We start from the raw sequence: 26,673 nt of genomic DNA, 5'->3' as shown, positions 1-26,673 counted from the left end.
AAGACTCCATTTGCAGAGAAAGAAGGCCCCACGCCTCCGAACGAATCAATTCATCACGTATTCAGGCACAAAACGCTGCAAGCCAACCTTGACGGCAGCAGCCTCACGCACACTGGGCGCCAACCAACCGAGAAGCTCCTGAAACTCAAGATCACTCATACTGTCAGCCAGCTTGGCTATGCGCAGCTTTGGATGCGGCGTCGGCAAGGTTGCCTCATCATCCGCCAGCAACTCTTCGTAAAGTTTTTCTCCAGGACGCAGGCCGGTGAACTCAAGCTGAATTTCGTCCTCGGAAAAGCCGGACAGCCGAATCATGTCACGCGCCAGATCAACAATCTTTACCGGTTCGCCCATGTCTAGGACAAATATCTCGCCCCCTTGCCCCATCCAGCCCGCCTGCAAAACCAACTGAGCCGCCTCGGGTATGGTCATGAAATAACGGACGATATCCGGGTGAGTCACGGTAACCGGCCCACCACGAGAAATCTGCTCACGAAACTTGGGAATCACACTCCCATTGCTGCCCAGCACATTGCCGAAACGCACCGTAATAAAACGCGTCCCGCCAGCAGCCTGAGTCGCCCGACAAAGACGCTCGGCCAGACGCTTGCTGGCCCCCATTACGTTGGTTGGATTGACGGCCTTGTCGGTAGAAATCAACACGAACTTATCGACCCCCGCCTGTTGCGCCGCCCGTGCCAGCGTCACGGTTCCGAGCGCATTCGTCCGCACTGCCTGCCAGGCATTGGCATGCTCCATCAATGGAACGTGCTTGTAGGCGGCCGCATGAAAAACAACAGCGGGTTGCTCAGCTGCCAGAATCTCAGCTACCCGCTCAGCGTCCCGCACATCTCCTGCCCAACACCCACAATCCAGCTTGGGGAAAGACTGTTTCAGTTCATCATCGATTCGATACAAGGCAAACTCTGAGGCCTCCAACAAGACTAGGCGTGACGGTTCAAAACGGGCAATCTGGCGGCACAGCTCTGAGCCGATTGACCCCCCCGCCCCGCTGACCAAAACAACACGCCCGGTCAGCAACTCATGCAGGCCAGCATCATCCAGCGAAACAGCATCACGCCCAAGTAGGTCCTCCAACTCGACGCGACGGATGCTCGAAACAGACAGACGCCCGGCCAACAGATCGTCGTAGGAAGGCATAGTCATCACGGTCAAGCCCGCAACGGCCGCCAACTCGGCAACTCGGCGCCGCTCGCCGGACTTGGCGCCAGGCAAAGCCATGACGACATGCTTGACGCCGTATTTCTCGGCCACTTCCGGCACATTGGCCAAAGGTCCGAACACGGGCAAGCCACGCAGGCGACGCCCCACCTTGGCCGGATTGTCATCCACCAGCGCAACGGCATACCACAGTCCACTACGATTCAGCTCTCGCAACAAGGAATCGGCAGCCTCCCCAGCGCCAAGAACAAGCACCGGTTGCCCTCGCATTTTGGCCGGACCGTAAAGGCGATGCTCCTTCCAACTGCGATAGGCAAAGCGACTCCCGCCCATCACCAATGCCAGGAGCAGCGGATGCAAGACCAGCACCGAACGAGGGATCGGCCCCAGGCCAAGAAATACGACGGCCACCATCGTCAAAACCGCCCCGGTCAGCACCGCGGACAAAATGTGCTGCAAATCGGACAGGCTAGCAAATCGCCACAATCCACGATACAGACCGAAAGCAAAAAATAGCGAGCCAAATAGGGGCAGCACCCAAAGCAGCGAATAAGCAGCAGACTGCGCGAACTCAGCTGGCACGTCAAAGTTGAAGCGCAGCCAGAAAGCAAGCATCCACGCCAGCGCAGCCGCCACCAGATCGTGAACAAAGGCGGCCAAAGTACGAGGATTGGTCATGCAACGGCTTCCAGAAAAAATAGAGTCGCCCTCTACGGGACGCAAACTTATAATTCTACCCCGCCAACGAGCCCCGGCCTGCCCCTCAATGCGAAACGCAACGAAGAATCGCTTGAATCTCATCCACATCCGAGCAAGTGAGCACCAAGTGGGACCCACAGCTCCGAAAACGACTAGCCATCGTCACGTCACCCCTGCCGTATGCGGTCACCACTGCCTGCACCTATCACCGTCTTGAAAATATATATGAAGTACTTAAGCCCCCCCAAGTCCTGCAGCATGCAAGCATCTGTCTCGGCAAGCCGTCGGGGGGTCGACATGTCTATTCCACTGATTTGCGCTAAACCGGTGATACCAGGGCGCGCAGCAAAAACCCCCCGCAAGGCGCGCTCTTCAATCAGTTCTAGCTGACTGAACAAACAGGGGCGCGGCCCGACTAAACTCATTTCCCCTTTGAACACATTCCACAACTGCGGCAGTTCGTCCAACTTCGTACGCCGCAAAAAGATACCCAATGGAGTTACTGCCGCCGGGTTGGCCAAGTGTGTCGCGACCGATTGCGTACCGGGTCGCATGGTACGGAATTTCACCAAAGTAAATGGTCTTTGGTGGCGCCCCACGCGTACCTGCCAAAACAGGGGAGCCCCTGTGTCAAACAGGCCTAACAGGAATAGAAGCGCCATCACGGGAAGAGTGAGCAACAACCCAATGCCAGCAAGCACAATATCCAGAAAGCGCAGCATCACGTATTTGCCTTGGTGTTGCGATACCAGTGCGCAGTAGCCTCAAGCCCCGCCTGCATCGTGTAGGGTGGCCTCCAGCCCAAACCCTCCCTCAGAGGTTCGATATCAGCATACAAAGAACCAAGCAAACGATCAACCACAGCCTGCTTGGCTAGCATTCCCCCAACCCACCTAATCCACGAAACCGGAACTGGCACAAGAAACAGCCGACATCCCAAAGCGGTTGCAACTCGGCGAATCAGCTCAGGCGTAGACACATCGTCACCGTCGCTCACCAAATACGACTTCCCGGCCGCCTCGGGGTGTGTAAGACACAGACGAATAACATCCACTAAATTGCCCAGATAGATCAAACTGCGCCGGTTCCGAATGGCACCAAAAGGCAAAGGCAGTTGCTTATCGATCGTCTGCATGAGGCGTAGAAAATTGCCTTTGACCCCAGGGCCGTACACCAATGGTGGCCTAAGTACCACTACCTCCATCCCCGTCTCGGAAGCGATCTGCCATAGTATCTGCTCAGCCTCATGCTTGGACACTCCGTAGCGATCTTCCGGAGCCGGTAGATCGTCAGCTGTGAAAGGCTGCCCAACCCTCGTTAGCTCACCATTGACCTTGATAGAGCTGACAAAGATAAAACGCCTCACCCCTGCTGCCGCCGCTTGCCGTGCGAGATTGGCTGTTACCGCGACGTTTATGCTGCGAAACTCTGCCAACTGGTCTGAGCACCTATCGTTCATCACATGCGCTCGTGCAGCCAGATGCACCACCTCTCGCACATTTCTCAGTGCAAAAGTCCAATCGGTCCCTGAAGAAACTCTAGCAATAACGATGTCCTCGATGCAGCTCGGATGTGACTTTAGCGTTCTAACAACACCACGTACAGAGACGGCCTCTCTAGACAAGCTTTCGCAGAGAGCAGAACCAACAAATCCATTTGCACCCGTTACCAATACCGTCATTTCATAAGCATTTCTTTATACAAAGCTAGTGTTCTTTCGTTTACATATTGTGCTGAAAATTCCTGCTCCAAACGCTTTCGACCACACTCCCCCATCTTCCTAGCCAACTCAGGATTACGCAGGAGGCATTCGAGTGCATCTGCAAGGGCAGGGACATTCTTTGCCGGTACGAGCAAGCCATTTTCACCATCCCTTACGGCTTCGCGACAACCCGGCACATCAGTTGTGACACAAGGCAATCCTGCGGCCATGGCCTCTAGCAGCGACTTTGGCAGGCCTTCCCGATAAGAGGGCAGACAAGCAACCGTTGCCTCCCTCAATACTTGAGGTATGTCACTGCGGAATCCCCACAATTCGACAACGCCCTGCGCTTTCCAAGCCTCAAGCGTGGCGGAATCGATGCAAGCTCTGTTATCGGGATCGATCTCGCCAACAATGACAAAGCGTGCCTTCACGCCACGCAACCCTAACACCCGGGCCGCCTCGACAAATTCACCGATCCCCTTGTCCCACAGCAACCGTGCCACGAGTACGACAGTTGGCAATCTATCTTCCGAAAAACCTGACTGAAATCTATCAGGTTCCACCCCGGCACCGCGTATCAGGGATGAATCCCTCCTTCGCACCAACCCTGCCTCAACGAAGCTAGATAAATCGTCACTATTCTCAAAAACGACGCGGCTACCTTGTGGATTTAGCAGTAGCCTTAAACCCACTTTCAGAAACGGGCGGAGCATGAGCGCAAAAGGGTGCTGCGAAGTAAATGCATAACCGCCGCCAACAACGGCATTGATGACCCTATGACATCCGATAAAACATGCCGCCAGCCCACCAAGCAGAATAGGTTTAAGGGCAACGTGGTGAATCAGATCTGGCTGCTCTTTGCGGTATACGCTCAATATGCGCACCAACGCAAGCAGCGCACCAAAGGGATTCAAGCTGCTACGACGAATCGGCAAAGGTAACAAGCGCAATCCAGCATTCCGTACTATGTCGCCGTGACGATCAACGTCAGTAAGGACCAACACCTCATATCCCGCTTCGCGAGCAGCGATTGCACGCCCTAGGAAATGAGAGCAGAAGAACCAGTCTACCGTCACAAAAAAAAGTAGCTTAGGTCGCGACCGATTCATGTAACCCGCCTATGCCTAAGCTGCTTAGCCAAGCGTAAAACACTCAAAGGCAGTAATATAACTAAACGTATCGCAATAGAGGATTTCACCCGCCCACTATCGCGCATCAATTTGGCAATTTTTTTTGCCCCGACCACATCACCACTCAAGTAAAAACCAGCAGCAGTCACCAGTGCAATTCGATCAAACAGCACCGCTATACTGTTGCCGACATGAGCTTTCAGCTCATGACTCCTCAACAATTTGGCCAAATAGAGGAGCGAACCGGGAGGCTCTTGCTCTCGCAACATGGTACTTCTGTTTTCGGCCTCTTGGTTATATACAGACGTCGGAATCGCTTTGTGAGCCACTACATTGCCTAAAGCCAAACGAGTCCATGCAACAATATCTTCCCCACGTTTCACCCCCACGGGGAACCCCCCCTCGTCTATCAACCTCTGGCGGTTAACGCATGCAGTCGAAGAGTTCACCAAGGAAAGACCGTTAGCATATATTTCAAAGAAATTTTCTATACCCCCCTCCCAGCCCGCGGGTAACGAGGATTTAGCAGCGTAAAGCTTTCCGCCCCGCTTGATGTAATGCGAAGTAGACACCAACGATGCCTGAGGCCACCTTTCTATCAGACCATAGAGAGTCTTCAAATGATCAGGTAGCCAATAATCATCTGCATCCAAAAATGCGACATATCTGCTAGTCGCCTCTTGTAACCCCAAGTTTCGTGCAGCGCTAACACCTAAATTAGGCTGACGTAGCAATCGAACGCCAGCGTCATTAAATTGACTAACTATGGTCACACCATTGTCGGTTGAACCATCATCAACCACAATAATCTCTTGAGGTGCAACACTTTGCGCCAAAACACTTTTTATTGCATCAGCAATATGTGCAGCCTTATTGTATAGCGGTATAACGACAGAAATCATATACAGTTTGCCCTGAAAGCATTTTTGAGCGAACCAAGAGCGCGAATTTCAATACCGGGCACTGACGGCAGCCTTTAACTTTCGCCACAACAGCTCGGAGGATGCCCTCGGATGCAAGCGCAAGGCTTCAGAAAAGGCACGCATAGCCAGACTGCCATCTCGGTTACGCACTGCGCCATTGAGCAGTCGCATGAGAAAGTCGCACATTATAGTTTCTCGCTGCGCCAGAGAGCCCAGCTGCAAGTACTGCTTCCAAGCAGCAATAATCTCTTCTCTTCCCGCAAGCGACAAATGAGCATGCCGCAGTACGAAAAATGCCGCGTCCACATCTTGTCGCAGGTATTCAGGTACCGCCTCAATAAGCCTGGCATGAATCGTCTCAACCCCATATGTAGGATCAGGCAGCCCAGCCTTGCGTGCCCGATGGGCGAGGCGAGCCACGATGCTGCCCAGTTCCTGCGCCTCACGATGGACCGCTGACACATTAGCACCATGCATACGGTAGTTCAGTAGAGGCTGCGGCAGATTGGCAATGCAGTAACCCAGCTCGCTGATCCGCAGCCACAGGTCATAGTCCTCGCAATGGGAGAAAACCTTTCGGTAGCCCCCTGCCTTCAGCACCGCATCCCGTCGCATCATTACGGCGGGGTGCGCGACAGGACAACCGTGCTCTAGAAAACGCAAGGTCTCTGCCGGGGTGACCGGATAGTCACCCTGCCGGATGAAGCCGCCGACCTTATCTATGATCTGAATGGAACTACCCAACACCCCCAGCTGCGGCTCGGCGACTAAGCGTGCATACTGAAGCCCGAAACGCTCAGGTCTGGCCACGTCATCCGCATCCATGCGTGCAATGAACTCAGCACGCGCGCGTGCGACCCCCTCATTCAGGGTCGTCACCAGCCCTGCGTTCGGGCGTTCCACCAGCACAACGCGCGGATCGCGGGCAGCCAACTCGCGCAGGATCTCACCGCTACCATCCTTGGAGCCATCGTTAATGACGATCAGCTCAAAATCCCCAAACGTCTGCGCCAGAATGCTTTCCACGGCCTCCCGAAGATAGGCCTCACCGTTATACACAGGCAGCACAACACTTACAGCAGGGGTCTGACTCATTTCAGCAGAATCCAGTCATCAGGATAAAGGTCGAGCACATTGCAAGCCGCCAATCTGCCGGGGGTAAACCAGCGGGCGGGTGCGATGACCCGCTTGCCCTGCGCAGGGTTCAGCCAAGCGCCCCACCAAGAATAGGAACTGTTGGCGATGATATTGTGGTGGCAACGCGCCATCAGGAACATATCCTCCCACGGGACAGCCGGATCAGAACGAACCACATGCGCGCGCGACAACCCAGCAAAAGCCTCCGCGACGAAGTCCGGCTCATCGGAAAACAGGAAGAAGTCCGCCTCTGGCCCCACCAAATCCTGCATCAGCGCCACGGCACGGTCATAGTAATTTCGATCCAGCGCCACATGCACCGCAGAGGCAGCGGCCTGCAAATAATCCCCCCGGCGCACATGCAAAGAAATGCTGCGTGGGGAAGCTGCAATCTTCGCCGCCCAGCCCGCTGCAGCCTCAGTCAGCGGCGCCTTCGGCTGAAACCGCTCACACACTAAGGCTGCCGCCCCCTCAAAGTAGCGCGGACTCTGGAAATATCCGTCGAGCAGAATTTCCTCGCCTACGAGGCTGAAGAAAGTCGGGTCAAAATGGAAATGGGGCTCCCGATACACGCCCCCACGGAAAGAGTAGCCACCCTTGAGCCGCCGCATCACTCGTGCCGCAAACGATGCAGAAACAGGCCCAGCCAAGGGCACACCGGTGTACAGATCCTGCGGCACCCGCAGGCAATCTAGTTGGTAGGGCCACGTCTTGTAGGCTTTGAACGCAGACAAATCCAGACGCAGCCCCCTGCCCTGCCGTTCAGCTAACCCCAACGCAGCCGCATACTGGAACATCTGGTTGCCGAGCCCGCCCACCAGACGGATTGTAACGCTGCCACTCATATCTGGCTCACTCCCCATTCAACCCCGCCTTGGACTTTGCATGCCACCAAACGATACGAAGAACACGAATGCATACCTCTAGCCAGAACGTCAGGGCATTGCGTACAATCGAACGCACAAGCACACTCTCGCTCGTGGCCAGGTTCCAGTAAAACGACAACGCTTCGGCAGGATGGGTGAGCACCGGCAAGACCGCATCGACGGCCTGTTTGCGTAAGCGTGCCTTGAAGCGCTTATCACCACTAATAAGCGCCTCCCATTTCGAATACACCAGCAACTGCTGCTGGAAAAACTGCAATGCCCGACCGGGCCGTGCGCGGCGTTGCGCGCTGCCGTCATGCACACGGATGCCGACAACGGCCTCCGACGTAAAATCCACCTTGCTCACCTGCGCCAAGCGCAGCCAAAGATCCCAGTCCTCGCCATAGAACAAGCGCTCGTCGAAATAGCCCACCTTGTCTAGCACAGTGCGCCGCACCAGAACGCTCGACGCAGAACCTGACAACACATAGCCGTCAAGCAGCAGCGGCATGAAAATGTCACCGCGCTGCTTGGGAGGCACGACCTTCTGATCCGGCAGACACTCGCCCTGCGTGTTGATACAGAAGTAGGACGAGTGCACAAAGCCTGTCTCCGCCCCCCCGCGTTCAAAGGCATCAAGCTGGCGTTCGAGCTTCTCCGGCAGCCAGATGTCGTCGGCATCCAGAAAGGCTACATACGCTGCCGTCGAAGCACGAATCCCTTGATTCCGCGTAGCTGACACACCAGCATGCGTCAGTTTCAGATAAAGTACCCGATCATCAGACTGCCTGAAGTTCTCAATGATTTGTGCAGTCCCGTCCGTGGAGCCATCATCGGCAATGATGATACGCGCCACTGGCACTGTCTGTTGCTGAACCGATTGCAGCGCCTTGGCGATATATTTTTCACCATTAAAAACTGGCACCACAACGTCAATGTCATGGAAACTCATGTAGGCTGCTTACTCGCATCCTTCCGGAGAACCCAAGACTCCCAGACGAAGGGATAGCGCCATTGGAGCTTGTGTGTGCGCCGCAAGCGTTTCGCCAGTTGCTTGTATTGTTCTCTCGCACCAGGGACATGCAGGTGAAACTGTACCTGCAGATACTTGATCGTCCTGATACGTCCAGTATCAATGAGCCGATTCAGAAGAGCGTACTCCCCACCTTCAATGTTCAGTTTTGCAAGGTGCCACTCATCGGTTCCGAACTGGCTGAGAAACCGCTCTGCATCCCACAAATTAACTTGCACTTTCTGACAGCCAGTCGAACCAAACACCCCAGAGGCATCCGCATCAAGATCAAATTCAACTACTTCATCCTTATCTGACAACCCCGCTTCATAGACGCTAATTTTTGTGTTTTCAACAAACCTTTGCTCAATCTGAGATGCAAATTTCGGAATCGGTTCAAACACCGCTATATTGGCATCACAGATATCAACAAATCTCGCCGCAAAATCGCCCACATAGCCCCCCACATCAAGAATATTGGCGCCAAGCGGCAGTTCGTACTGATAGCGAACCTCATCTTTGGGATTATGAGAAATCCATCTTTGATGCGATCTGTAGAATTCGTCCGTCAAATACATCCAGCAATGTCGCATTGTTTCATTTTTCTTTGTCCCCCATCCTTTTAGAGACCGCAATATTTTCCTAAGCATGGGCAATCTTCCTAGCTGGATACGTAACCACAACCGCGGGCTTTCCACAAAGGACATAAACTGGTTTTCTGAACGGAATGTTCTTGCGCGCCACTGCATTGAATCAGTTTCAGGAGCAAGCATTTGCTTAGCGACCCTAGCAAGCAGACCGAATACATTATGTTCATGCATAACGCGTCTGCGGGCTTCCAGCAAATGCTCTCGACTACGTTCAGCCAAGTCTGAACCAATTACCTCTTTGATTGTCTCTATCGCTTCATCCGGCTTGTAGATATTGATCATCCGCAAGGCATCTTGAGGAAAATAGTCAGTAATGTTGGGACAACCGTGATAGATCGGAAATGTCAATGTCAAAAATGGATCAGCAAGCTTTTCGGTCCAATAGTTTTCAATAGCACAATTTTCTATCGCAATATGATATCTATATGAATCAAGAACATCCCTCTTGTCAGCGAAATCGACAATTCCGCGCCCAAACACATCAACCTGGTCCCCCAAGGCTTCCTTGAGTTTCGCAACAAACTCAAGTCTGGCACGATGTTCAGCGGTAAAAGCTTTGTTAGATGACACTACAGAAGCGAGTTTTGTTTTACTTGGTTCATGCTTTTTAAAGTCATCAAATGTCATCGGAGACGCAAGAAATCCACCTTTTTCTGATACGCAACCAACATGCCACGGCAGCCCTGCCTGAACAAAAATGCGCCGCGGATGCTGCGTCTCACGGTCCGCGGTAATAACTGCGTCGAACTGCTCCAGAAAAGCCGGGGCGTAACGCTTGACTGTCTCCGGTTCAGACGAGATAAAAACCACTGGCACTGGCCGCTTTAGAACAAACCTGCTCTCCGGCAACGCATCATAGACAAAAACGATTTCTGCCTCATCAGTCGAGGCGAAAAAATCCACCCCTTCAAAAACATGCTGCTGACTAGGCAGCTGACGCTCCCAAGGCCAGCTCTCATGCTGGGTGACAAAAGCTGCCTTAATCATCAGACTCTCCAGCCTCTTTGCATCGATTTTAATTCGCTACCCAATTAAGCACTGGGGCAATGAAGCCTGGACGGCGAGAGCGCCAGTAAGGCGACTCGCTCAACCCTCCAGATACCTGCAAGTGCACACTCACTGACGTATTGCCGGGTTCGGAAAACCAGCCCTGTCCATGGAGTGAAGCAAAAAAATCCATGCGATAACGCCCCTCATTCAGCAGATGGGCGGGCACCCGTGCCGTGATTACGTTCCGCCCAACTTTTAGCTCTGGCCAGTCTTCGACCGCTTTGTCAGTCGTGACAGACCAGAGAACATGCTGACCATTTTCATCAACCACGACGCACCCAAAATTCAGCAGCGGGCTCAAGCGGTGAATATCCAGGGTGATCTCAACGCCAAAATCGCAGCTCCCAGGAATCGGGTGGTCAAGCGTGACGCCTTCTGGCCCCACAATCCGGAAAGAGCGCAGCGAGAAAAAGTCACATTCAAGCGCACCATGAAGCTCGGCCTCATGACCCCCCTGTAATTTCCCCTCCTCGCCCAACAGATAGCGCCCGCAGGTCTGGTGGACATCTTTGCTGTCTGCCTTGACCTGACCACGCTCCAGCCAAACGATACGGGAGCATAGCTGCATTACTGCATTCATGTTATGTGACACGAACAGGACGGTACGGCCCGCGCTGGCTACATCGCGCATCTTGCCCAGACACTTGGTTTGGAAATCGACATCACCAACAGCCAACACTTCGTCGATAATCATGATTTCGGGCTCAAGGTGGGCCGCGACGGAAAATGCCAGTCGCATTTTCATGCCACTCGAATAACGTTTGATCGGCGTATCGATGAAAGCCTCAATACCGGAGAAGGCCACGATCTCGTCGAAGCGCGCCTTGATCTCGTGTTTTCTCAGACCGAGGATGGTGCCGTTGAAATAGACGTTCTCACGCCCGGTCAGTTCGGGGTGAAAGCCCGTCCCCACCTCCAGCAGCGAGCCTACGCGCCCATTGAGGATGGCCTCACCGGTCGTGGGTGTGGTGATACGCGAGAGTATCTTCAGCAGCGTACTCTTGCCTGCCCCATTGCGGCCGACAATGCCGACAACCTCGCCCTCGTTCACATCGAAGCAGACATCTTTCAACGCCCAGAATTCACGCGGATTTGCTTGGGGCGCCTCTGTAGCGCGCTCCGGGCGATTGCGTGAGATCATTGAAGCCAACAAGTCCCGCAGGGTGTCATGTGCAGACCCTGCGCCGTTCAGCCTGTACTTTTTACCTATGCCATTGACACTAATGATAGGGGTCATGCGTCAGATCCTGTCAACAATGGCGGGCTCTAGCTTTCGGAAGGTGCGGAAGCCGAGCGTGAAAATGAATGCCGTCCACAGCAGCAGGACACCATAGGCAGCCAGCGACGGAAACGGGCTACCCAGCAGAGCCGCACGGGCGGTATCCAGCAACGCAGCGACGGGGTTGAACAAAAAGACCCACTGGTAACGCTCCGGAACGAAGCTGACCGGGTAGATCACGGGCGTCAGGTACATCCCGATCTGCACGAAAAACGGCAAGGCAATACTGACATCCCGATAGATCGCGTTGATCGGCGACAACATAAGGCCAATGCCATAGCCCAGCAGACCCGCAAACAGAAGCAGGACTGGCAGCAGTAGCACATATGGCGTGGGGGTGACACCATAGATCAGCATCAGCACAAACAGAATGACAAGGGAAATACCCAGTTCCACTGCAGCCGACAGCGCGGGGACCAAGGGCAGGATGAGGCGCGGGAAGAAAACCTTGGTAATGATCCCCTCATTTTTGACGAGGGAGCCAGACGCTTCTGACACTACCTTGCTGAAATACTGCCAGAACAGCAGGCCCGACAGCACAAACACCGGATATGGCACCCCATCGGTAGGGATCTTGGCCAGAAGACCGAACAGAAGAGTGAAAACCACCGTCGTTACCAACGGCTGCAGAACAGCCCAAGCCACGCCGACCACAGATTGCTTGTAGCGGATCTGGATCTCGCGTAGAGCTAGCGTCCAGGCAATGTGGCGGTTCGAGTACACATCGCGGATGCAGTCAGCAAGCGTGTGGTCTGCTCGGGGACGGATCACGACGCGGGTAGCGCCGTGACCGGTAAGGGTATCTGACATCTGTTTGTTTCCGCTTTCTGGCCTGTGCCTCAGGTGTTGGCTGTCACACCCATTGCTGCATCAAGTGCCTGCCGCAGCAAAGAAAATGCCTGATCGAGCTGATAGTGATGGTTGCCGATGAACAGGCCGCTGGTATCGATTTCTTCCGCGTTCTTGAGTGAGCCGTGAATTTCGTAGTCGAACCAGCGCAAGACCTCGTTCTTGGCAAAATTACCCGCCACGATGGGACGCACATCGATTTTGTGCTCGGTGAAAATGCGCACCAGATCGGCACGTGTGAAAGGAGCATCCGGCTCGACAATAATGCTGAACCCGAACCAACTGCTTTCACCAATTTCTTTCTGAACGCGTAGACACGGGTAATCGGCCAGCAGCTCCACGAATTTCTTGGCGTTACGACGCCGCTCAACGACCATCCCTGGCAGTTTGCGAATCTGCTCGATGCCGATCGCCCCGCTCATTTCCAGCGGCCGAAGGTTATAGCCGGGCAGCACGAACTTGAACGATTCCACAAACGGATCATCGCTCTTTGTGCCGGTCAGTTGGTTATGCCTGGGCAGGTTCCGCGTCCATCCATGCGCACGTACCGACAGCATGATGTGATAGAGTTCTTCGTCATCGGTGACCACCATGCCACCTTCCATCGTGGAAATGTGGTGGCTGAAGAATGCGCTGTAGGAGCCCATCACGCCGAAAGTCCCGGCCTGACGCCCGTTGAAGCATGCCCCCATGGACTCGCAGTTGTCCTCCAGCACGAGGATGTTGCGGCCATTGATAATGCGCTCGATAGCCGCGAAATCATTCGGGTTGCCGAGCAGATTGACCACCATGATGGCGCGCGTTTTGTCGGTAACTGCTGCGCTCAGCGCAGCGATATCGTAGTTCAACGTATCGCGATCTACGTCAACAAATTTCAGCTTCAGGCCATATTGCTGCAAGGGATGGTAGGTGGTGCTCCAGGAAACTGCCGGAACAATGATTTCATCGCCAGCTTGCAGGGAATTTTCCTTGCGAAACCGCAAGGCGGCGACCATCAGCAGATTGGCCGATGATCCGGAGTTGACCATGACACAGTAGCGGCTACCGGTGTAGGCGGCAAATTGCTTCTCGAACTCTTGAACATGAGCCCCCATGGTGAACATGCCGGATTCAACAACCCGTTGGATTGCGTTGTATTCAGCGTCATCCCAGGTGGCTGTCGCAAGCGGGTAGGTTGGCAGAGTCATGCCTTGAGTCCTTCCAAATAGAATTGATACGTTCTGGCGATGCCATCGTCAAGGCTTGTAGTGGCACGCCATCCCCATTGTTCAAGTTTTTCAACGCTCACCAATTTCTGGGCCATGCCTTCGGGCTTAGTCAAATCATGCACAAAGCTGCCGGAGTAACCAACCACACGGGCCACCGCCTGGTAATAGCCTAGAACTGCCAAGTCCGTGCCCAGGCCTACGTTCAGCATCGAAGGCAAGGTGTCGAAATGCGCCAGCGCTCTCCACATGCAATCAGCAAGATCACCGGCATACATGAATTCGCGCCGTGCCTTGCCCGTCCCCCAGATTTCAACCGTATCGGCACTACCCACCTTGGCTTGGTGAATCTTGTGAATCACGGCCGGAACCATGTGCGAGTGCTTGGGGTCGAATTTGTCGTGGCGACCATAAATATTGCAAGGAATCAGTGTCTTGAACTGAAATGAGGCATCCTCACGACCAATGTAATCACACAGCCGGGCTGTCATGATTTTGGCAAGTGCATAGCCTTCATTGGTCGGCTCAAGCTCCCCTGACAAAACCATTTCTTCGCGCAAGGGATTGGCAACATTGCGGGGATACATGCAAGAGCTGCCCAGATTCAGCAGTCGCTTCACACCAGCATGGCGCGATGCTAAGACGATGTTGCGGCCCATATCCAGGTTCTCAACCAGGAAGGCCACAGGGTGATGCATGTTCGCCTGAATACCCCCCACGCGCCCCGCTGCGTGTACGACAACATCAGGCGAATATTCCTTGAGGTAACAGCCGACAGCGTGAGCGTCACGCAGATCAAGTTCGCTGCTCGCGGGAGCAAGAATTTCGTGATCTTTCGCTGCAGCATGCTCTATGAAATTGCGGCCGACCATACCCTGACCGCCAGTGATTAATATGCGCATTGCCACCTATCGTTATCTGCAAAATCGGTTTTACTGTTCGTGATAGTTAAAGGCGTTGAACCCGTGGTGTTTGACCAGTTCATCACGTTTTGCAGAGTTCAGGTCTTCCCGAACCATTTCCGCCACCAGCTCAGCAAAGGCGGTTCGCGGTTGCCAGCCTAGCTTTTCCTTGGCCTTTGAAGGGTCGCCCAGCAGCGTTTCAACCTCGGTCGGCCGGAAGTAACGCGGGTCGACTTCGACGATGGGGATATCCGGGTTGCCTGCACCACGATTCACCCAGTAGCCCTTTTCATTGACGCCCTGGTTTTCCCAGCGGATTTCCATCTTGAGCTCACGCGCCGCTGCGTCAACAAAATCGCGAACGCTGTATTGCACACCCGTAGCAATGACAAAGTCTTCCGGCTTGTCTTGCTGCAGCATCAGCCATTGCATCTCGATGTAATCACGAGCATGCCCCCAGTCACGCTTGGCATCTAGATTTCCCAAGTACAACCTCTCTTGCAGGCCCAGTCTAATTCTGGCGAGCGCACGAGTGATCTTTCTGGTCACAAACGTTTCACCACGGTTCGGGCTTTCGTGATTGAATAGAATCCCGTTGCAGGCGTAAATGCCATACGCCTCGCGATAGTTTACGGTGATCCAATATGCATATAGTTTTGCGACAGCATAAGGACTACGTGGGTAGAAAGGGGTAGTTTCTTTCTGCGGTATTTCCTGAACCAAACCGTATAACTCTGACGTACTGGCCTGATAGAACCTAGTCTTTTTTGTAAGCCCAAGTATGCGAATCGCTTCCAAAATTCGCAATGCACCTAAGCCATCGGAATTCGCAGTGTACTCTGGCTCTTCAAAGCTAACAGCCACATGGCTCTGAGCAGCCAAATTATAGATTTCATCTGGCTGGACTTTTTGAATTATGTGCACCAGACTCGACGAATCGGTCATATCCCCATGATGCAAAATGAAGCGCCCATCAGAAATATGCGGATCTTTAAATAAATGATCGATTCTATCCGTATTAAAAAGCGAAGTGCGTCTTTTTATTCCATGGACCTCATAATCCTTCTCAAGCAAAAACTCAGCAAGATAGGCGCCATCTTGCCCGGTCACACCGGTAATAAGTGCTATTTTCTTCATTTTCAATCCGTATATTTTGCCAAAATCATAAATGCCATAAAACTGATGATTATCCAAGTTTACCACGAGGAGTCTCTGCGCCCCGACAAGTGCTTGCCAAGTAAAAAGTGACAAGTGAACTGAGGCTCAACAGGTATTGAGGCGATTTTTCTGCCCCTAACCGGGTACTGCCTATCGTCGCCAGCATCCAAACGGCATTTTATTTACAAATCATTACCTTAACTCAGTCGAACGCTTCAGCCTGAGCCCCCCCCACCGGATTGAAGTAGCGCAGGGTACCGATACGCCAGAATGGGTCGGAACGATACACGTCGCGCAATATCTCCCCTACAACCAGCCTGGTGCCCCCATAGGGGTTGGTTGCCGATAGCGGATGTATCGGTCAAGGGCAAAAACTGCGGTCCGCCACAGACCGTTGCCGAGAAACTGATGACCAACATTTTGATACCACAGTTAGCCATGGCCTGGAGCAGGCGATGCGTGCCGATGACTTTGTTGTAATAGTCGAGCGGCTTTTCAACTGATTCACCAACTGCTTTCAGGCCGGCGAAGTGAATAACGACGGTGCAATTATAGCGGCGAATTGCTTCTTTTAGGTAGCGTTGATCGCGAATATCACCTTTGACAAGATTGAGCTTGCGGCCAGAAACTTTCCACTCTGGCTAGCCGTGTAAGCCCACCAGGTTGTTCAGTGCGGTGATTCGGGTGATTGGCGGCTGATATTGAAGGCTGGCATGAGGTCTGTTCCAGTTGTAGTAATGCAGCCAGAGCGGCAGATGTTGAGCGCGGTGACTGGAGGACTCATAGGTCCGGGCATAGGCCCATTCCCGCAAGGCGGTCTGGATGAAACGCTCTGCCTTTCCGTTGGTTTGAGGCGTGCAGGGCTTGGTCCGCACATGGCGCAGCCCCAGACGCTGGCAAAGCCGGGCGAAGCGCCGGGATTTGTAGCTGGCGCCGTTATCAGTCAGAACCCGCCTGAAGGAGATGCCGAACGAGCGGTAGTAGCGCAGGGCCGACAGCAAGGCCCGAGAAGTACTGCGGCCGCTTTCGTCCTGCTGTATGTCGGCAAAGGCGACTATCGAATTGTCGTCGAGGGCGACATGGACGAATTCCCAACCGGCCCCGGGGTGAGTTCTGCGCGCGATCCCCAGTGACCCGATGTCCCGGCCGCTGAAAGCGCCCGAGCCTCTTGATGTCGAGATGAAGCATGTCGCCAGGCTCGGGATGCTCGTAACGCACAATTGGGGCCGCCGAATAGAGGGCAGCCAGGCGGTTGAGGCCGGCCAGCCGGAGCTAGCGGGCAATCGTGCTCTGACCAATCCCGCATTGCTGGCTGATCTGGCGATACGTCTGGCGGCTGCGCCGCTGTTCGATCACTTGGGCCTGGAGGGTTGCCAGCAAGGCATGCGGACAGATTTTCGGGCGTGATGAGCGGTCGTTGAGCCCGGCTACGCCTTCGGCTCGGAAACGCTGTAACCATTTGTAGGCGGCGCGAACGCTGACACCACTGGCTTGGGCTGCTTCTTCAGGGCGTAGCCCGCCCAGCATGCAGTGAACAAGAAGGACTCGACCGCGCGGCGTTAATCGGGCATTTTTATGGATGTTCATTCGGGGCCTCGGCGGCGGGCATGGTTGCCCCCCTCAATACCCCGGGGAGACACCCCGAGTGAACAACCTACAGAGAGATCACAGCTAGGCTGGATGGCATACTGTAGATTGATACCCCACTGCCCCCCATGCAATCAGCGTATCCAATCAATCGCCACGAACACGCAAAAACGTTGCAAACCGGGGCAGTCCATTTACCGTAAACTCCCGATAACGATAAGTCACCACCGTACCAATCTCAGGGGGATTCCGGCGCCGTTCATCGGCAAACCCGGAACCCAGATAAAACTCCCTACCATCCGGCATCCGGACTCGCAGAGCCCCTAAGGCACCGGCATACTTCCCCTTGCCTGGCTTGTAGCCAACCACCTCCGCCTCGGCATCATCCCAAGGTTTCATTTTGAGGAGCACGTCGCTACGTCCGGTCTGGTACTCGGCGTCGGCATGGTGCAGCATCAAGCCTTCGCCGCCGGCCTTAACGACCTTACTGAAGTGTGTTTGCAAAGTGCCGCGGTCGACTACTGAAAACTGCTCAATTTCACGCAACCATGGGACACTGGCCTGGCGGACTATTTGCCGAATGACTTCGGCGCGCTCCCTAAAGCCACCTTCCGCGCCAGGGAGTTCAAAAATCATGTAGCGAACTTGCCGCCACTCGGCGTCATCAGGTGAATCGCGGCGAACGGCACCGGAAAGACGTTCGAAACTGCCCCGTCCCATCCACAACTCACCGTCGAGCGATTGTTTTGGCAACCCCTCCAGAAACCAGCGCGGCGCTTGAATTTCTTTGCCGCTCCGAAAGCTGAGCGTTTTGCCATTCCAAAGGGCACGGACGCCATCCAGTTTCTCGCTGATCAAATAACGGGAAACATCGACTTGCCCACGATAGGTTTGCGCCAGCAGAATAGGCGGCGGTTCCGCAGCAGATGAATAGAGCGGCTGGACCAATGCGAGCCCGAGCAGCAAGGCACGCAACAGGCGTGACATCAGTTGTCGCCCGCCCAGCTTCGCCGCGCCTGGCGGGCGATACCGAACACCTCTTCGAGCCGCTCGCCATCGTTTTGCGCCAGGGCCAGTCGCAGTTCATCGAGTTGCGCCCGGTAACTGTCGAGTTCACCAAGCAGGGCCGTCCGGTTGGCAAGACAGATGTCGCGCCACATTTCCGGATGACTGGCCGCGATGCGGGTGAAATCGCGAAACCCCGAGGCAGCGAAGGTGAAGAACAGGTCGGCATCCTCGCGGACTGCCAGATCGTGCACCAAGGCATAGGACAGCAGGTGCGGCAGGTGGCTGACTGCCGCGAATACCCGGTCGTGTGCTTCCGGCGCCAGTTCGTAGATATCGGCGCCACAGAGGGACCAGGCGCGCTTGATGTGATCGAGCGCATCGTCGCTGTTTTCGGGCAAAGGAGTGACGACCACTTTCTTGCCCTGATACAGATCCCAACGCGCCGCAGCCGGGCCACTGTTTTCCGCCCCGGCGATCGGGTGGGCCGGCACGAACTGGCTGATCTTGTCGCCAAAGGCGGCCCGTGCCGCGGCAACGACATCCCCTTTGGTTGAACCACCATCGGTGACGATGGTATTCGGCCCCAAGTAAGGTTCGATGCGCGCAAAAATCTCCGGCATCTGGGCCACCGGCGTGGCGACCAGAACAATGTCGGCTTCCTCGATTTCGTGCGTCGGGTTGATCCCGGCCCGGTCGATTACGCCGAGTTGCTGAGCGGCGCGCAGGGTAGCAGGCGTCCGGCCGAAACCGACCACCTCTTCCACCGCACCGGCTTCCTTAAGGGCAAGCGCAAAAGAACCGCCAATCAGGCCGGTGCCAAAAACAACGACTTTGCCGAACTCGGGCGCATGCGCGGACATTTAGAGGGCTTTCTCCAGCGCCTCCAGGAAGCGCGCATTTTCCGGCTCGGTGCCGATCGTCACCCGCAACCATTCGGGCAAGCCGTAACCACCGATCGGCCGGACAATCACGCCTTGCTGCAGCAGCTTCTGATTGACCGCCGCGCCGTCGCCAGCCTTGAAGGTCACGAAGTTGCAGAACGACGGAATGTATTCGAGGCCAAGGCGCTGCAGGCCGGCAACGATCTGCGCAGTGCCACGGCGGTTCAGTTCGTAGCTCTCGGCAATGAACTCATGGTCGTCGAGTGCAGCCAGCGCGCCGGCCAGGGCCAGGTTGTTTACATTGAACGGCTGGCGGACGCGGTTCATCAGGTCGGCGACCTCGGCCGAAGCCAGGGCATAGCCAACGCGCAAACCGGCAAGGCCGAAAATTTTCGAGAAAGTGCGGCAAACCACCAGATTCGGGAAATCATTTATCCAAGCAGCCGTATCGGCCCGCTCTTCTGGAGGCAGGTACTCGTTGTAGGCCTCATCGAGCACGACGACAACATCCTTCGGTACGCTTTCCAGGAAAGCGCGCACTTCCGGGTAAGGCAGGAAGTTGCCAGTCGGGTTGTTCGGATTGGCGATCCAGATGATCCGCGTATCCGGCCGAATGGCGGCGCGCATCGCTTCCAGATTGTGACCGTAGTTCTTGGCCGGCGTGACGATCAATTCGGCGCCGGTCGACAGCGTGGCCAGCGGGTAAACCGCAAAGGCATGCTGGGCAAACACCGCCGAACGACCGGGCGCCAGGAAGACTCGGGCAACCAGATCGAGCACATCATTCGAACCGTTGCCGAGCACGACTTGCCCCTGGGCGACGCCGGAACGCTCGGCGACGGCCTTGATCAGATCGAACTGGTCCGGGTAACGCTCAACGCCGTTGATCGCCGCTTCGACCGCCTTCTTGGCTTTCGGGCTGACGCCCAGCGGATTTTCATTGGACGCCAGCTTGACGATACTGTCGACCGGAATACCCATCTCCCGGGCCAGCTCGGTGATCGGCTTGCCCGGCTGGTAAGGCGAAATAGCGCGGACGTAGGGGAGCGCTTGTTCGGCGAGGCTCATGAACTTTCCTCAGTAAACGGCAACCGGATAGGAGCCGAGGATTTTCAGGTAGGCGGCGCGGCCGGCCAGTTCGTCGAGCGCGGCCTTGACGGTCGGATCGTCGCGATGGCCATCGACATCGACATAAAAAACGTATTCCCACAGGGCATGGCGCGCCGGGCGGGATTCGAGGCGGGACAGCGAAACGCCGGTATGCGAGAAGGGCAACAGCAATTCGTACAGCGCGCCCGTCCGGTTCGGGGCCGACATGATCAGCGAGGTCTTGTCGCGCCCGGAAGGCCCCGCGTCGTGCTTGCCAAGAATCAGGAAGCGCGTCGTGTTATTCGGCTCGTCCTCGATGTTTTCGGCCAGACGCGGCAGGCTGTAGCGCGTTGCCGCGGCTTCCCCGGCAATCGCCGCCACCCCGGCCTCCTCGGAGGCCTTTTGCGCCGCCTGGGCATTGCTGCCCACCGAAATACGCTGCGCGTTGGGCAACACCCGGTTCAGCCATTCGTGGCACTGAGCCAGCGACTGTGCATGCGAATAGACTTTGGTGATCTTGCTCAGATCGGTCTCGTTGGAGAGCAGGTTCTGGTGAATGCGCAGCACCACTTCGCCGCAGATCTTCAACGACGAACCGAGCAGCAAATCCATCGTCCGGCCGACCGCCCCTTCGGTCGAGTTTTCGACCGGCACCACTGCATAGTGGGCATGCCCTGATTCGACCTCGCGGAAGACATCGTCGATCGAGGCCTGCGGCAAAAGGCGCGCCGCGTGGCCAAAATGCTTGGTCGCCGCGGATTCGGAAAAGGTACCGAGCGGCCCGAGGAACGCCACACCGAGCGGCTGCTCGAGCGACAGGCAGGCCGACATCACCTCGCGGAAGAAGAAGGTAATGCCCTCGTTCGGCAACGGCCCAGGATTGGCATCCTGCAACCGGCGCAGAACCTGGGCCTCGCGCTCGGGGCGGTAGATATGCCCCGCTTCGCCGTGCTCGGCCTTGATCTCGCCGACCTTTTGGGCGCAACGGGCGCGCTGGTTGAGGAGATTCAACAACTCGGCATCGATGCCGTCAATTTCGGCGCGAACGCCGGCCAGAGCCTTCTGCAGATCGTCGCTCATCGTGGGTTAACCGTTGCGCTTGGCGAAATCGTTCATGAAGTCCACCAGCGCCTGCACACCGGCCAGCGGAACCGCGTTGTAGATCGAGGCACGCATGCCGCCGACCGATTTGTGGCCCTTCAGGGAAACCAGACCGGCTGCCTTCGATTCGGCGAGGAAAGCCGCATCGAGTTCCGGCTGGGCCAGCGTGAATGGCACGTTCATCCGTGAGCGGCAATCCGGATCGACCGGATTGTGGTAAAAGCCGGCGGATTGATCGATAGCCTCGTACAAAATACGTGCTTTTTCGGCGTTGACCGCATCAATCGCGGCCAGACCGCCCTGCTTCTTCAGCCACTGGAAAACCAGACCGGCCATATAGATACCGTACGTCGGCGGCGTATTCAGCATCGAGCCGTTTTCCGCCATCACCGCGTAATCCATCACGCTCGGGATGGTCAGCGGCGCCATGCCGAGCAGGTCGTCGCGAATGATGACCAGGGTCAGACCGGACGGACCGATGTTCTTCTGAGCGCCGGCGTAAATGAGGCCAAACTTCTCGACCGGCACCGGCCGCGACAGAATATGCGACGACATGTCGGCGACCAGCGGCACCCCGGTATCGGCAATGCGCTGGGCGGGAATCTCGACACCATGGATGGTTTCGTTGGTACAGACGTGCAGGTAGGCGGCAAACGGGTCGAGCTTGATTTCCTCGGCCGTCGGCAGACGGTTGAAACCGCTGCTTTCAGTCGTTGCCGCACAGCGCACGTCACCGATGCGCTGCGCTTCCTTGAGCGCCTTCTTCGACCAAGAACCGGTGACGATGTAATCGGCCGAACGGCCGGCCAGCAAATTCATCGGAATCTGTGCGAACTGCTGCGTCGCCCCGCCCTGCAGGAAAAGCACCTTGTAATTGGCGGGAATCCCCATCAGTTCGCGCAGGTCGGCTTCGGCCTGGTCGAGGATGGACATGAACTCCTTACCGCGATGACTCATTTCCATGACGCTGCAACCGGCGCCGTGCCAGTCGAGTAGTTCTTCCTGCGCCTGGCGCAGGACTTCTTCTGGCAGAGCAGCCGGACCGGCGCTGAAATTCCAGATTCGACTCATCAGGCTTCTCCACCTTCTTCTGCGTTCGGGGTCGGCACCTCGGGTGCCGCTTCGACCTCAGCGCCAACTTCGACTTCGGCCTCAGCCTCCACTACGGATTCGGCCACCTTCTCCAGGCCGGCCAGCTTCTCGCCTTCATCCAGCGAAATCAGCGTCACGCCCTGCGTCGCTCGGCCCATGCCGCGCACTTCCGAGACACGGGTACGAATCAGCACGCCACCGGTGGTGATCAGCATGATTTCGTCCTCGTCGCCGACCAGCTTGGCGCCAACCACCGTGCCGTTGCGTTCGCTGTCGGCAATGGCGCGCACGCCTTGGGTGCCGCGCCCGGAATGGCGGAAATCGGCCAAAACAGTACGTTTACCGTAGCCATTCTCGGTAGCCACCAGCACGGTCTGCTGATCGCTCTCGGCGACCAGCAGGGAAATCACCGACTGGCCTTCCTGCAGCTTCATGCCGCGTACGCCGCGAGCCCCGCGCCCCATCGGACGGACATCTTCCTCGTCGAACCAGACAGCCTTGCCGGCGTCGGAAACGAGCACGATGTCGCTCTGCCCGGAAGTCAGCTCGACGCCGACCAGGTAGTCGCCCTCGTCCAGCGCGACGGCGATGATGCCGGCCTTGCGCGGGTTGGAGTAATCGGACAGCGGCGTCTTCTTGACGGTGCCCATGACGGTCGCCATGAAGACATACTGGTCGTCGGAGAATTCCTTGACCGGTAGCACGGCGTTGATCCGCTCGCCCTCTTCCAGCGGGAAGAGATTGACGATCGGCTTGCCGCGGCTGACCCGGCTGCCCTGTGGCGCTTCGTAAACCTTGAGCCAGTAGCAACGGCCGCGGTTCGAGAAGCACAGGATGTAATCGTGGGTATTAGCCACAAACAGGTGATCGACGAAATCCTCGTCCTTGATCGCCGCCGCCTGCTTGCCGCGGCCGCCACGACGCTGGGCGCGGTAGTCGGCGAGTGGCTGGGCCTTGATGTAGCCGCCGTGCGACAGGGTGACCACCATGTCCTGCGGCGTGATCAGATCTTCGATGCCGAGTTCGGAAGTCTGCAGGATGATTTCGGAACGACGGTCGTCGCCGAACTGCTCGCGAATGGCAGTCAGTTCATTGACGATGATTTCGGTGATGCGCTCCGGACGAGCCAGGATGTCGAGCAGATCGAGGATCTTGGCCATGACTTCCTTGTACTCGCCGACGATCTTGTCCTGCTCAAGGCCGGTCAGGCGCTGCAGACGCAGCTCAAGGATGGCCTGGGCCTGGGCGTCGGACAGCCGGTAGCCCTGTGCCGACAAACCGAATTCCGGCGCCAGCCCTTCCGGTCGCGAAGCGTCGGAAGCGGCGCGGAGCAGCATTTCCTCAACCACGGCGCTGCGCCACATGCGCTCCATCAGGCCGCGCTTGGCGTCAGCCGGCGTCGGCGCCGCCTTGATCAGGGCGATAATTTCATCGACGTTGGACAACGCAACGGCCAGGCCTTCGAGGATATGGCCGCGTTCGCGTGCCTTGCGCAATTCATAGACGGTGCGCCGCGTCACCACTTCCCGACGATGCGACAGGAAGCATTCGAGCATCTGCTTCAGGTTGAGCAGGCGCGGCTGGCCATCGACCAACGCCACCATGTTCATGCCGAAGGTGTCCTGCAACTGGGTCTGCTTGTACAGGTTGTTGAGGATGACCTCGCCGACTTCGCCGCGCTTCAGTTCGATGACGATGCGCATGCCGGACTTGTCCGACTCGTCGCGGATATCGGAAATGCCCTCGATCTTCTTCTCGTTGACCAGTTCGGCGATCTTCTCGATCAGCGACTTCTTGTTCACCTGGTAGGGAATCTCGTCGACGATCAGCGCCTGACGACCGCCCTTCTCCATGTCCTCGAAGTGGGTGCGGGCGCGCATGATGACGCGGCCGCGGCCGGTCCGATAACCTTCGCGAACGCCCATCACGCCGTAGATCAACGCGGCGGTCGGGAAGTCGGGGGCCGGGATGTAGTCGATCAAGTCATCGATCGAAATCGCCGGGTTTTCGAGCAGGGCCAGACAGCCGGCAACCACTTCATTTAGGTTGTGCGGCGGGATATTGGTCGCCATGCCGACCGCAATACCGGACGAACCGTTGATCAGCAGATTCGGAATGCGCGCCGGCATGACCAGCGGCTCATGCTCTGAACCGTCGTAGTTCGGCCCGAAATCGACCGTTTCCTTGTCCAGGTCTTCGAGCATCTGGTGGCCGATCTTGGCCATGCGGATTTCGGTGTAACGCATCGCCGCCGCGCTATCGCCGTCCACCGAACCGAAGTTGCCCTGGCCATCGACCAGCATGTAGCGCAGGGAAAAATCCTGCGCCATGCGGACGATGGTTTCATAGACTGCGGAGTCGCCGTGCGGGTGATATTTACCGATCACGTCACCGACGATACGCGCCGATTTCTTGTAGGCCTTGTTCCAGTCGTTGTTCAACTCGTGCATCGCGAACAGCACGCGGCGATGCACCGGCTTCAGGCCGTCGCGCGCATCCGGCAGCGCACGGCCGACGATCACGCTCATCGCGTAATCGAGATAGGAACGCCGCATCTCGTCTTCGAGGCTGATCGGCAGTGTTTCTTTGGCGAATTGATCCATGTCTCACAATCGCACCGCTTGCGCGATGCCTTATTGGTTGAATTGAGCGTAATTTGTTATTTTAACACGCCCCAACATAGAGCCGATGCCGTTTTCCATGACAACAACACCCGAAGTAATCGACCTTCTGATCGAAGCCCGCTGGATCGCTGCGGTCGACCCCGATGTTGTGCTCAAAAACCACGCCGTTGCCATCCGCGATGGCCGTATTCTCGCCGTGCTCCCCGGCAGTGAAGCCCGCCAGCGCTATCTGCCCGACCAGCACGTCACGCTGGAAGAGCATGTCCTGATCCCCGGCCTGGTCAATCTCCACACCCACGCAGCGATGTCGCTGATGCGCGGCATAGCCGACGACCTGCCGCTGCACGACTGGCTGCAAAAACGCATCTGGCCCGCCGAAGCCGCCCACGTCTCCTCACAGTTCGTTTACGACGGCACCCGGCTAGCCTGCGCCGAAATGCTCAAGGGCGGCATCACCTGCTTCAACGACATGTACTTCTTCCCGGAAGCGGCGGCCGCGGCCGCCAGCGAATACGGCATGCGCGCGACACTGGGCATCACCACCCTCGAATTCCCGACCACCTACGCCAGCGATGCCGACGACTACCTGAACAAAGGCCTGGCCGTCCGCGAAAAACTGCTCAACCAGCCGCTGATCAACTTCTGCCTCGCCCCCCACGCCCCCTACACGGTCTCCGACAGCACATTCGAACGCGTGCTGACCCTTTCCGAGCAAATGAATCTGCCCATTCACTGCCACATCCACGAGACGCGCCAGGAAGTCGACGACAGCCAGCGGCAAAACGGACAGCCGCCACTCGCCCGCCTGCACCAACTCGGTCTGCTCGGCCCCGGCTTCATCGGCGTGCACGCCGTGCACCTCAGTGAAGACGAACTGCAACTGCTGGCAGAGACCGGCAGCTCGATCGCCCACTGCCCGACCTCGAACCTGAAACTGGCCAGCGGCTTTGCTCCTGTGGCAAGAATGAGACAACTGGGCATCAACGTCGGCCTCGGCACCGATGGCGCCGCCAGCAACAACCGGCTCGACCTGTTTGGCGAAATGCGCCTCGCCGCCCTGCTCGCCAAAGGCAGCACCGGCGACGCCAGTGCCCTACCGGCCAACGAGGCGCTGCGCATGGCGACACTCAACGGCGCCATCGCACTCGGCCTCGGCGACGAGATCGGCTCGATCACCCCCGGCAAGGCTGCTGACCTTTGCGCCGTCAGCCTGGCCGACATCGAAAGCAAGCCGTGTTTCGACCCGGTGTCACATCTGGTACATGTCGCTGGTCGAGAATGCGTCACCCACGTCTGGGTCGCCGGAAAGTGTTGCGTAGACCACAAAACACTTCGCCCGGCCGACCAAAATGACTTGGAATCGACTGTTGCACTATGGCAAAATAGGTTGGAAGTCCGCTGGGAGGCTTAGTTTTAGGCTGAATTGCGGGTTAAAGATTTTCAAATTTTCTTCAACGAGGGAAAACAATGATCAAAAACATCGCCAAGAAGTCGCTGGTTCTGGCCCTGCTGGCCGGTATCGGCTTTGCTGCCACCGCCCAGGA

22 protein-coding genes and 1 pseudogene are annotated in these 26,673 nt (G+C 56.6%); 1 reads left to right on the top strand and 22 read right to left on the bottom strand.

Features of this window, described 5'->3' with window-relative positions; all coding sequences use genetic code 11:
* Positions 1 to 45: 45 nt before the first annotated feature.
* The 22 genes and pseudogenes from GH663_RS18955 to gyrA form a co-directional block, all read right to left on the bottom strand.
* Positions 46 to 1,860 carry a nucleoside-diphosphate sugar epimerase/dehydratase gene (locus tag GH663_RS18955; protein ID WP_153133170.1) on the bottom strand — a complete coding sequence of 605 codons (1,815 nt, stop codon included), beginning with the start codon at positions 1,858 to 1,860 and terminating at the stop codon, positions 46 to 48.
* 188 nt (positions 1,861 to 2,048) lie between these two features.
* Positions 2,049 to 2,603 (bottom strand): sugar transferase, encoded by a 555-nt coding sequence (locus tag GH663_RS18950; RefSeq protein ID WP_153133169.1) that lies wholly within the window; start codon positions 2,601 to 2,603, stop codon positions 2,049 to 2,051.
* Entirely contained in the window at positions 2,603 to 3,562 is a 960-nt protein-coding gene (locus GH663_RS18945) for a UDP-glucose 4-epimerase family protein (RefSeq protein WP_153133168.1), read from the bottom strand. Before GH663_RS18945 ends, GH663_RS18950 begins: the two co-directional genes overlap by 1 nt.
* On the bottom strand, positions 3,559 to 4,695 hold the full coding sequence (locus GH663_RS18940; RefSeq protein WP_153133167.1) for a glycosyltransferase family 4 protein: 1,137 nt from the start codon (positions 4,693 to 4,695) through the stop codon (positions 3,559 to 3,561). Before GH663_RS18940 ends, GH663_RS18945 begins: the two co-directional genes overlap by 4 nt.
* Positions 4,692 to 5,618 (bottom strand): glycosyltransferase family 2 protein, encoded by a 927-nt coding sequence (locus GH663_RS18935; protein ID WP_153133166.1) that lies wholly within the window; start codon positions 5,616 to 5,618, stop codon positions 4,692 to 4,694. The genes GH663_RS18940 and GH663_RS18935 overlap by 4 nt, the downstream gene beginning before the upstream one ends.
* A 48-nt stretch (positions 5,619 to 5,666) precedes the next feature.
* Positions 5,667 to 6,734: a glycosyltransferase family 2 protein gene (locus GH663_RS18930; protein ID WP_153133165.1), complete on the bottom strand. Its 1,068-nt coding sequence runs from the start codon at positions 6,732 to 6,734 to the stop codon at positions 5,667 to 5,669.
* Entirely contained in the window at positions 6,731 to 7,621 is an 891-nt protein-coding gene (locus GH663_RS18925) for an alpha-1,2-fucosyltransferase (RefSeq protein ID WP_170291458.1), read from the bottom strand. Before GH663_RS18925 ends, GH663_RS18930 begins: the two co-directional genes overlap by 4 nt.
* 7 nt (positions 7,622 to 7,628) lie before the next feature.
* Positions 7,629 to 8,594 (bottom strand): glycosyltransferase family 2 protein, encoded by a 966-nt coding sequence (locus GH663_RS18920; protein ID WP_153133163.1) that lies wholly within the window; start codon positions 8,592 to 8,594, stop codon positions 7,629 to 7,631.
* Positions 8,591 to 10,291 carry an FkbM family methyltransferase gene (locus tag GH663_RS18915; protein WP_153133162.1) on the bottom strand — a complete coding sequence of 567 codons (1,701 nt, stop codon included), beginning with the start codon at positions 10,289 to 10,291 and terminating at the stop codon, positions 8,591 to 8,593. Before GH663_RS18915 ends, GH663_RS18920 begins: the two co-directional genes overlap by 4 nt.
* Positions 10,292 to 10,319: 28 nt before the next feature.
* Complete coding sequence (locus GH663_RS18910; RefSeq protein ID WP_153133161.1) at positions 10,320 to 11,591, bottom strand: ABC transporter ATP-binding protein; 1,272 nt, start codon at positions 11,589 to 11,591, stop codon at positions 10,320 to 10,322.
* A 3-nt stretch (positions 11,592 to 11,594) separates the two neighbouring features.
* The gene (locus GH663_RS18905) at positions 11,595 to 12,443 is read right to left on the bottom strand and encodes an ABC transporter permease (protein WP_153133160.1); all 849 of its coding nucleotides are present in this window, start codon (positions 12,441 to 12,443) and stop codon (positions 11,595 to 11,597) included.
* A gap of 29 nt (positions 12,444 to 12,472) precedes the next feature.
* The gene (locus GH663_RS18900; RefSeq protein WP_153133159.1) at positions 12,473 to 13,669 is read right to left on the bottom strand and encodes a DegT/DnrJ/EryC1/StrS family aminotransferase; all 1,197 of its coding nucleotides are present in this window, start codon (positions 13,667 to 13,669) and stop codon (positions 12,473 to 12,475) included.
* Positions 13,666 to 14,589 (bottom strand): GDP-L-fucose synthase family protein, encoded by a 924-nt coding sequence (locus GH663_RS18895; RefSeq protein WP_153133158.1) that lies wholly within the window; start codon positions 14,587 to 14,589, stop codon positions 13,666 to 13,668. The genes GH663_RS18900 and GH663_RS18895 overlap by 4 nt, the downstream gene beginning before the upstream one ends.
* Before the next feature lie 30 nt (positions 14,590 to 14,619).
* The gene (gene gmd / locus GH663_RS18890) at positions 14,620 to 15,726 is read right to left on the bottom strand and encodes a GDP-mannose 4,6-dehydratase (protein WP_153133216.1); all 1,107 of its coding nucleotides are present in this window, start codon (positions 15,724 to 15,726) and stop codon (positions 14,620 to 14,622) included.
* A 236-nt stretch (positions 15,727 to 15,962) separates the two neighbouring features.
* On the bottom strand, positions 15,963 to 16,310 hold the full coding sequence (locus GH663_RS18885; protein WP_246181648.1) for a GDP-mannose 4,6-dehydratase: 348 nt from the start codon (positions 16,308 to 16,310) through the stop codon (positions 15,963 to 15,965).
* Between the two features lie 78 nt (positions 16,311 to 16,388).
* Positions 16,389 to 17,334, bottom strand: a pseudogene (locus tag GH663_RS18880) (IS481 family transposase).
* 147 nt (positions 17,335 to 17,481) lie between these two features.
* Positions 17,482 to 18,321 carry a DNA ligase gene (locus GH663_RS18875; RefSeq protein ID WP_153133157.1) on the bottom strand — a complete coding sequence of 280 codons (840 nt, stop codon included), beginning with the start codon at positions 18,319 to 18,321 and terminating at the stop codon, positions 17,482 to 17,484.
* Positions 18,321 to 19,202 (bottom strand): prephenate dehydrogenase, encoded by an 882-nt coding sequence (locus tag GH663_RS18870; protein WP_153133156.1) that lies wholly within the window; start codon positions 19,200 to 19,202, stop codon positions 18,321 to 18,323. Before GH663_RS18870 ends, GH663_RS18875 begins: the two co-directional genes overlap by 1 nt.
* Entirely contained in the window at positions 19,203 to 20,291 is a 1,089-nt protein-coding gene (gene hisC, locus GH663_RS18865) for a histidinol-phosphate transaminase (RefSeq protein ID WP_153133155.1), read from the bottom strand.
* Positions 20,292 to 20,300: 9 nt separating this feature from the next.
* Complete coding sequence (gene pheA, locus GH663_RS18860) at positions 20,301 to 21,392, bottom strand: prephenate dehydratase (protein ID WP_153133154.1); 1,092 nt, start codon at positions 21,390 to 21,392, stop codon at positions 20,301 to 20,303.
* 6 nt (positions 21,393 to 21,398) lie between these two features.
* Positions 21,399 to 22,484, bottom strand: coding sequence for a 3-phosphoserine/phosphohydroxythreonine transaminase (gene serC / locus GH663_RS18855; protein WP_153133153.1), 1,086 nt, complete (start codon positions 22,482 to 22,484; stop codon positions 21,399 to 21,401).
* Positions 22,484 to 25,108, bottom strand: a complete 2,625-nt coding sequence (gene gyrA / locus GH663_RS18850) for a DNA gyrase subunit A (protein WP_153133152.1) — start codon at positions 25,106 to 25,108, stop codon at positions 22,484 to 22,486. Before gyrA ends, serC begins: the two co-directional genes overlap by 1 nt.
* A 97-nt stretch (positions 25,109 to 25,205) precedes the next feature.
* On the opposite strand from gyrA, the gene GH663_RS18845 reads away from it, so the two are divergent.
* Entirely contained in the window at positions 25,206 to 26,540 is a 1,335-nt protein-coding gene (locus tag GH663_RS18845) for a TRZ/ATZ family hydrolase (RefSeq protein WP_153133151.1), read from the top strand.
* Positions 26,541 to 26,673 lie beyond the last annotated feature (133 nt).

Source organism: Dechloromonas hortensis, from assembly GCF_009469765.1.
In the GTDB taxonomy this organism is placed as follows: domain Bacteria; phylum Pseudomonadota; class Gammaproteobacteria; order Burkholderiales; family Rhodocyclaceae; genus Azonexus; species Azonexus hortensis.
This window is presented reverse-complemented; position numbering and strand designations above follow the sequence as displayed.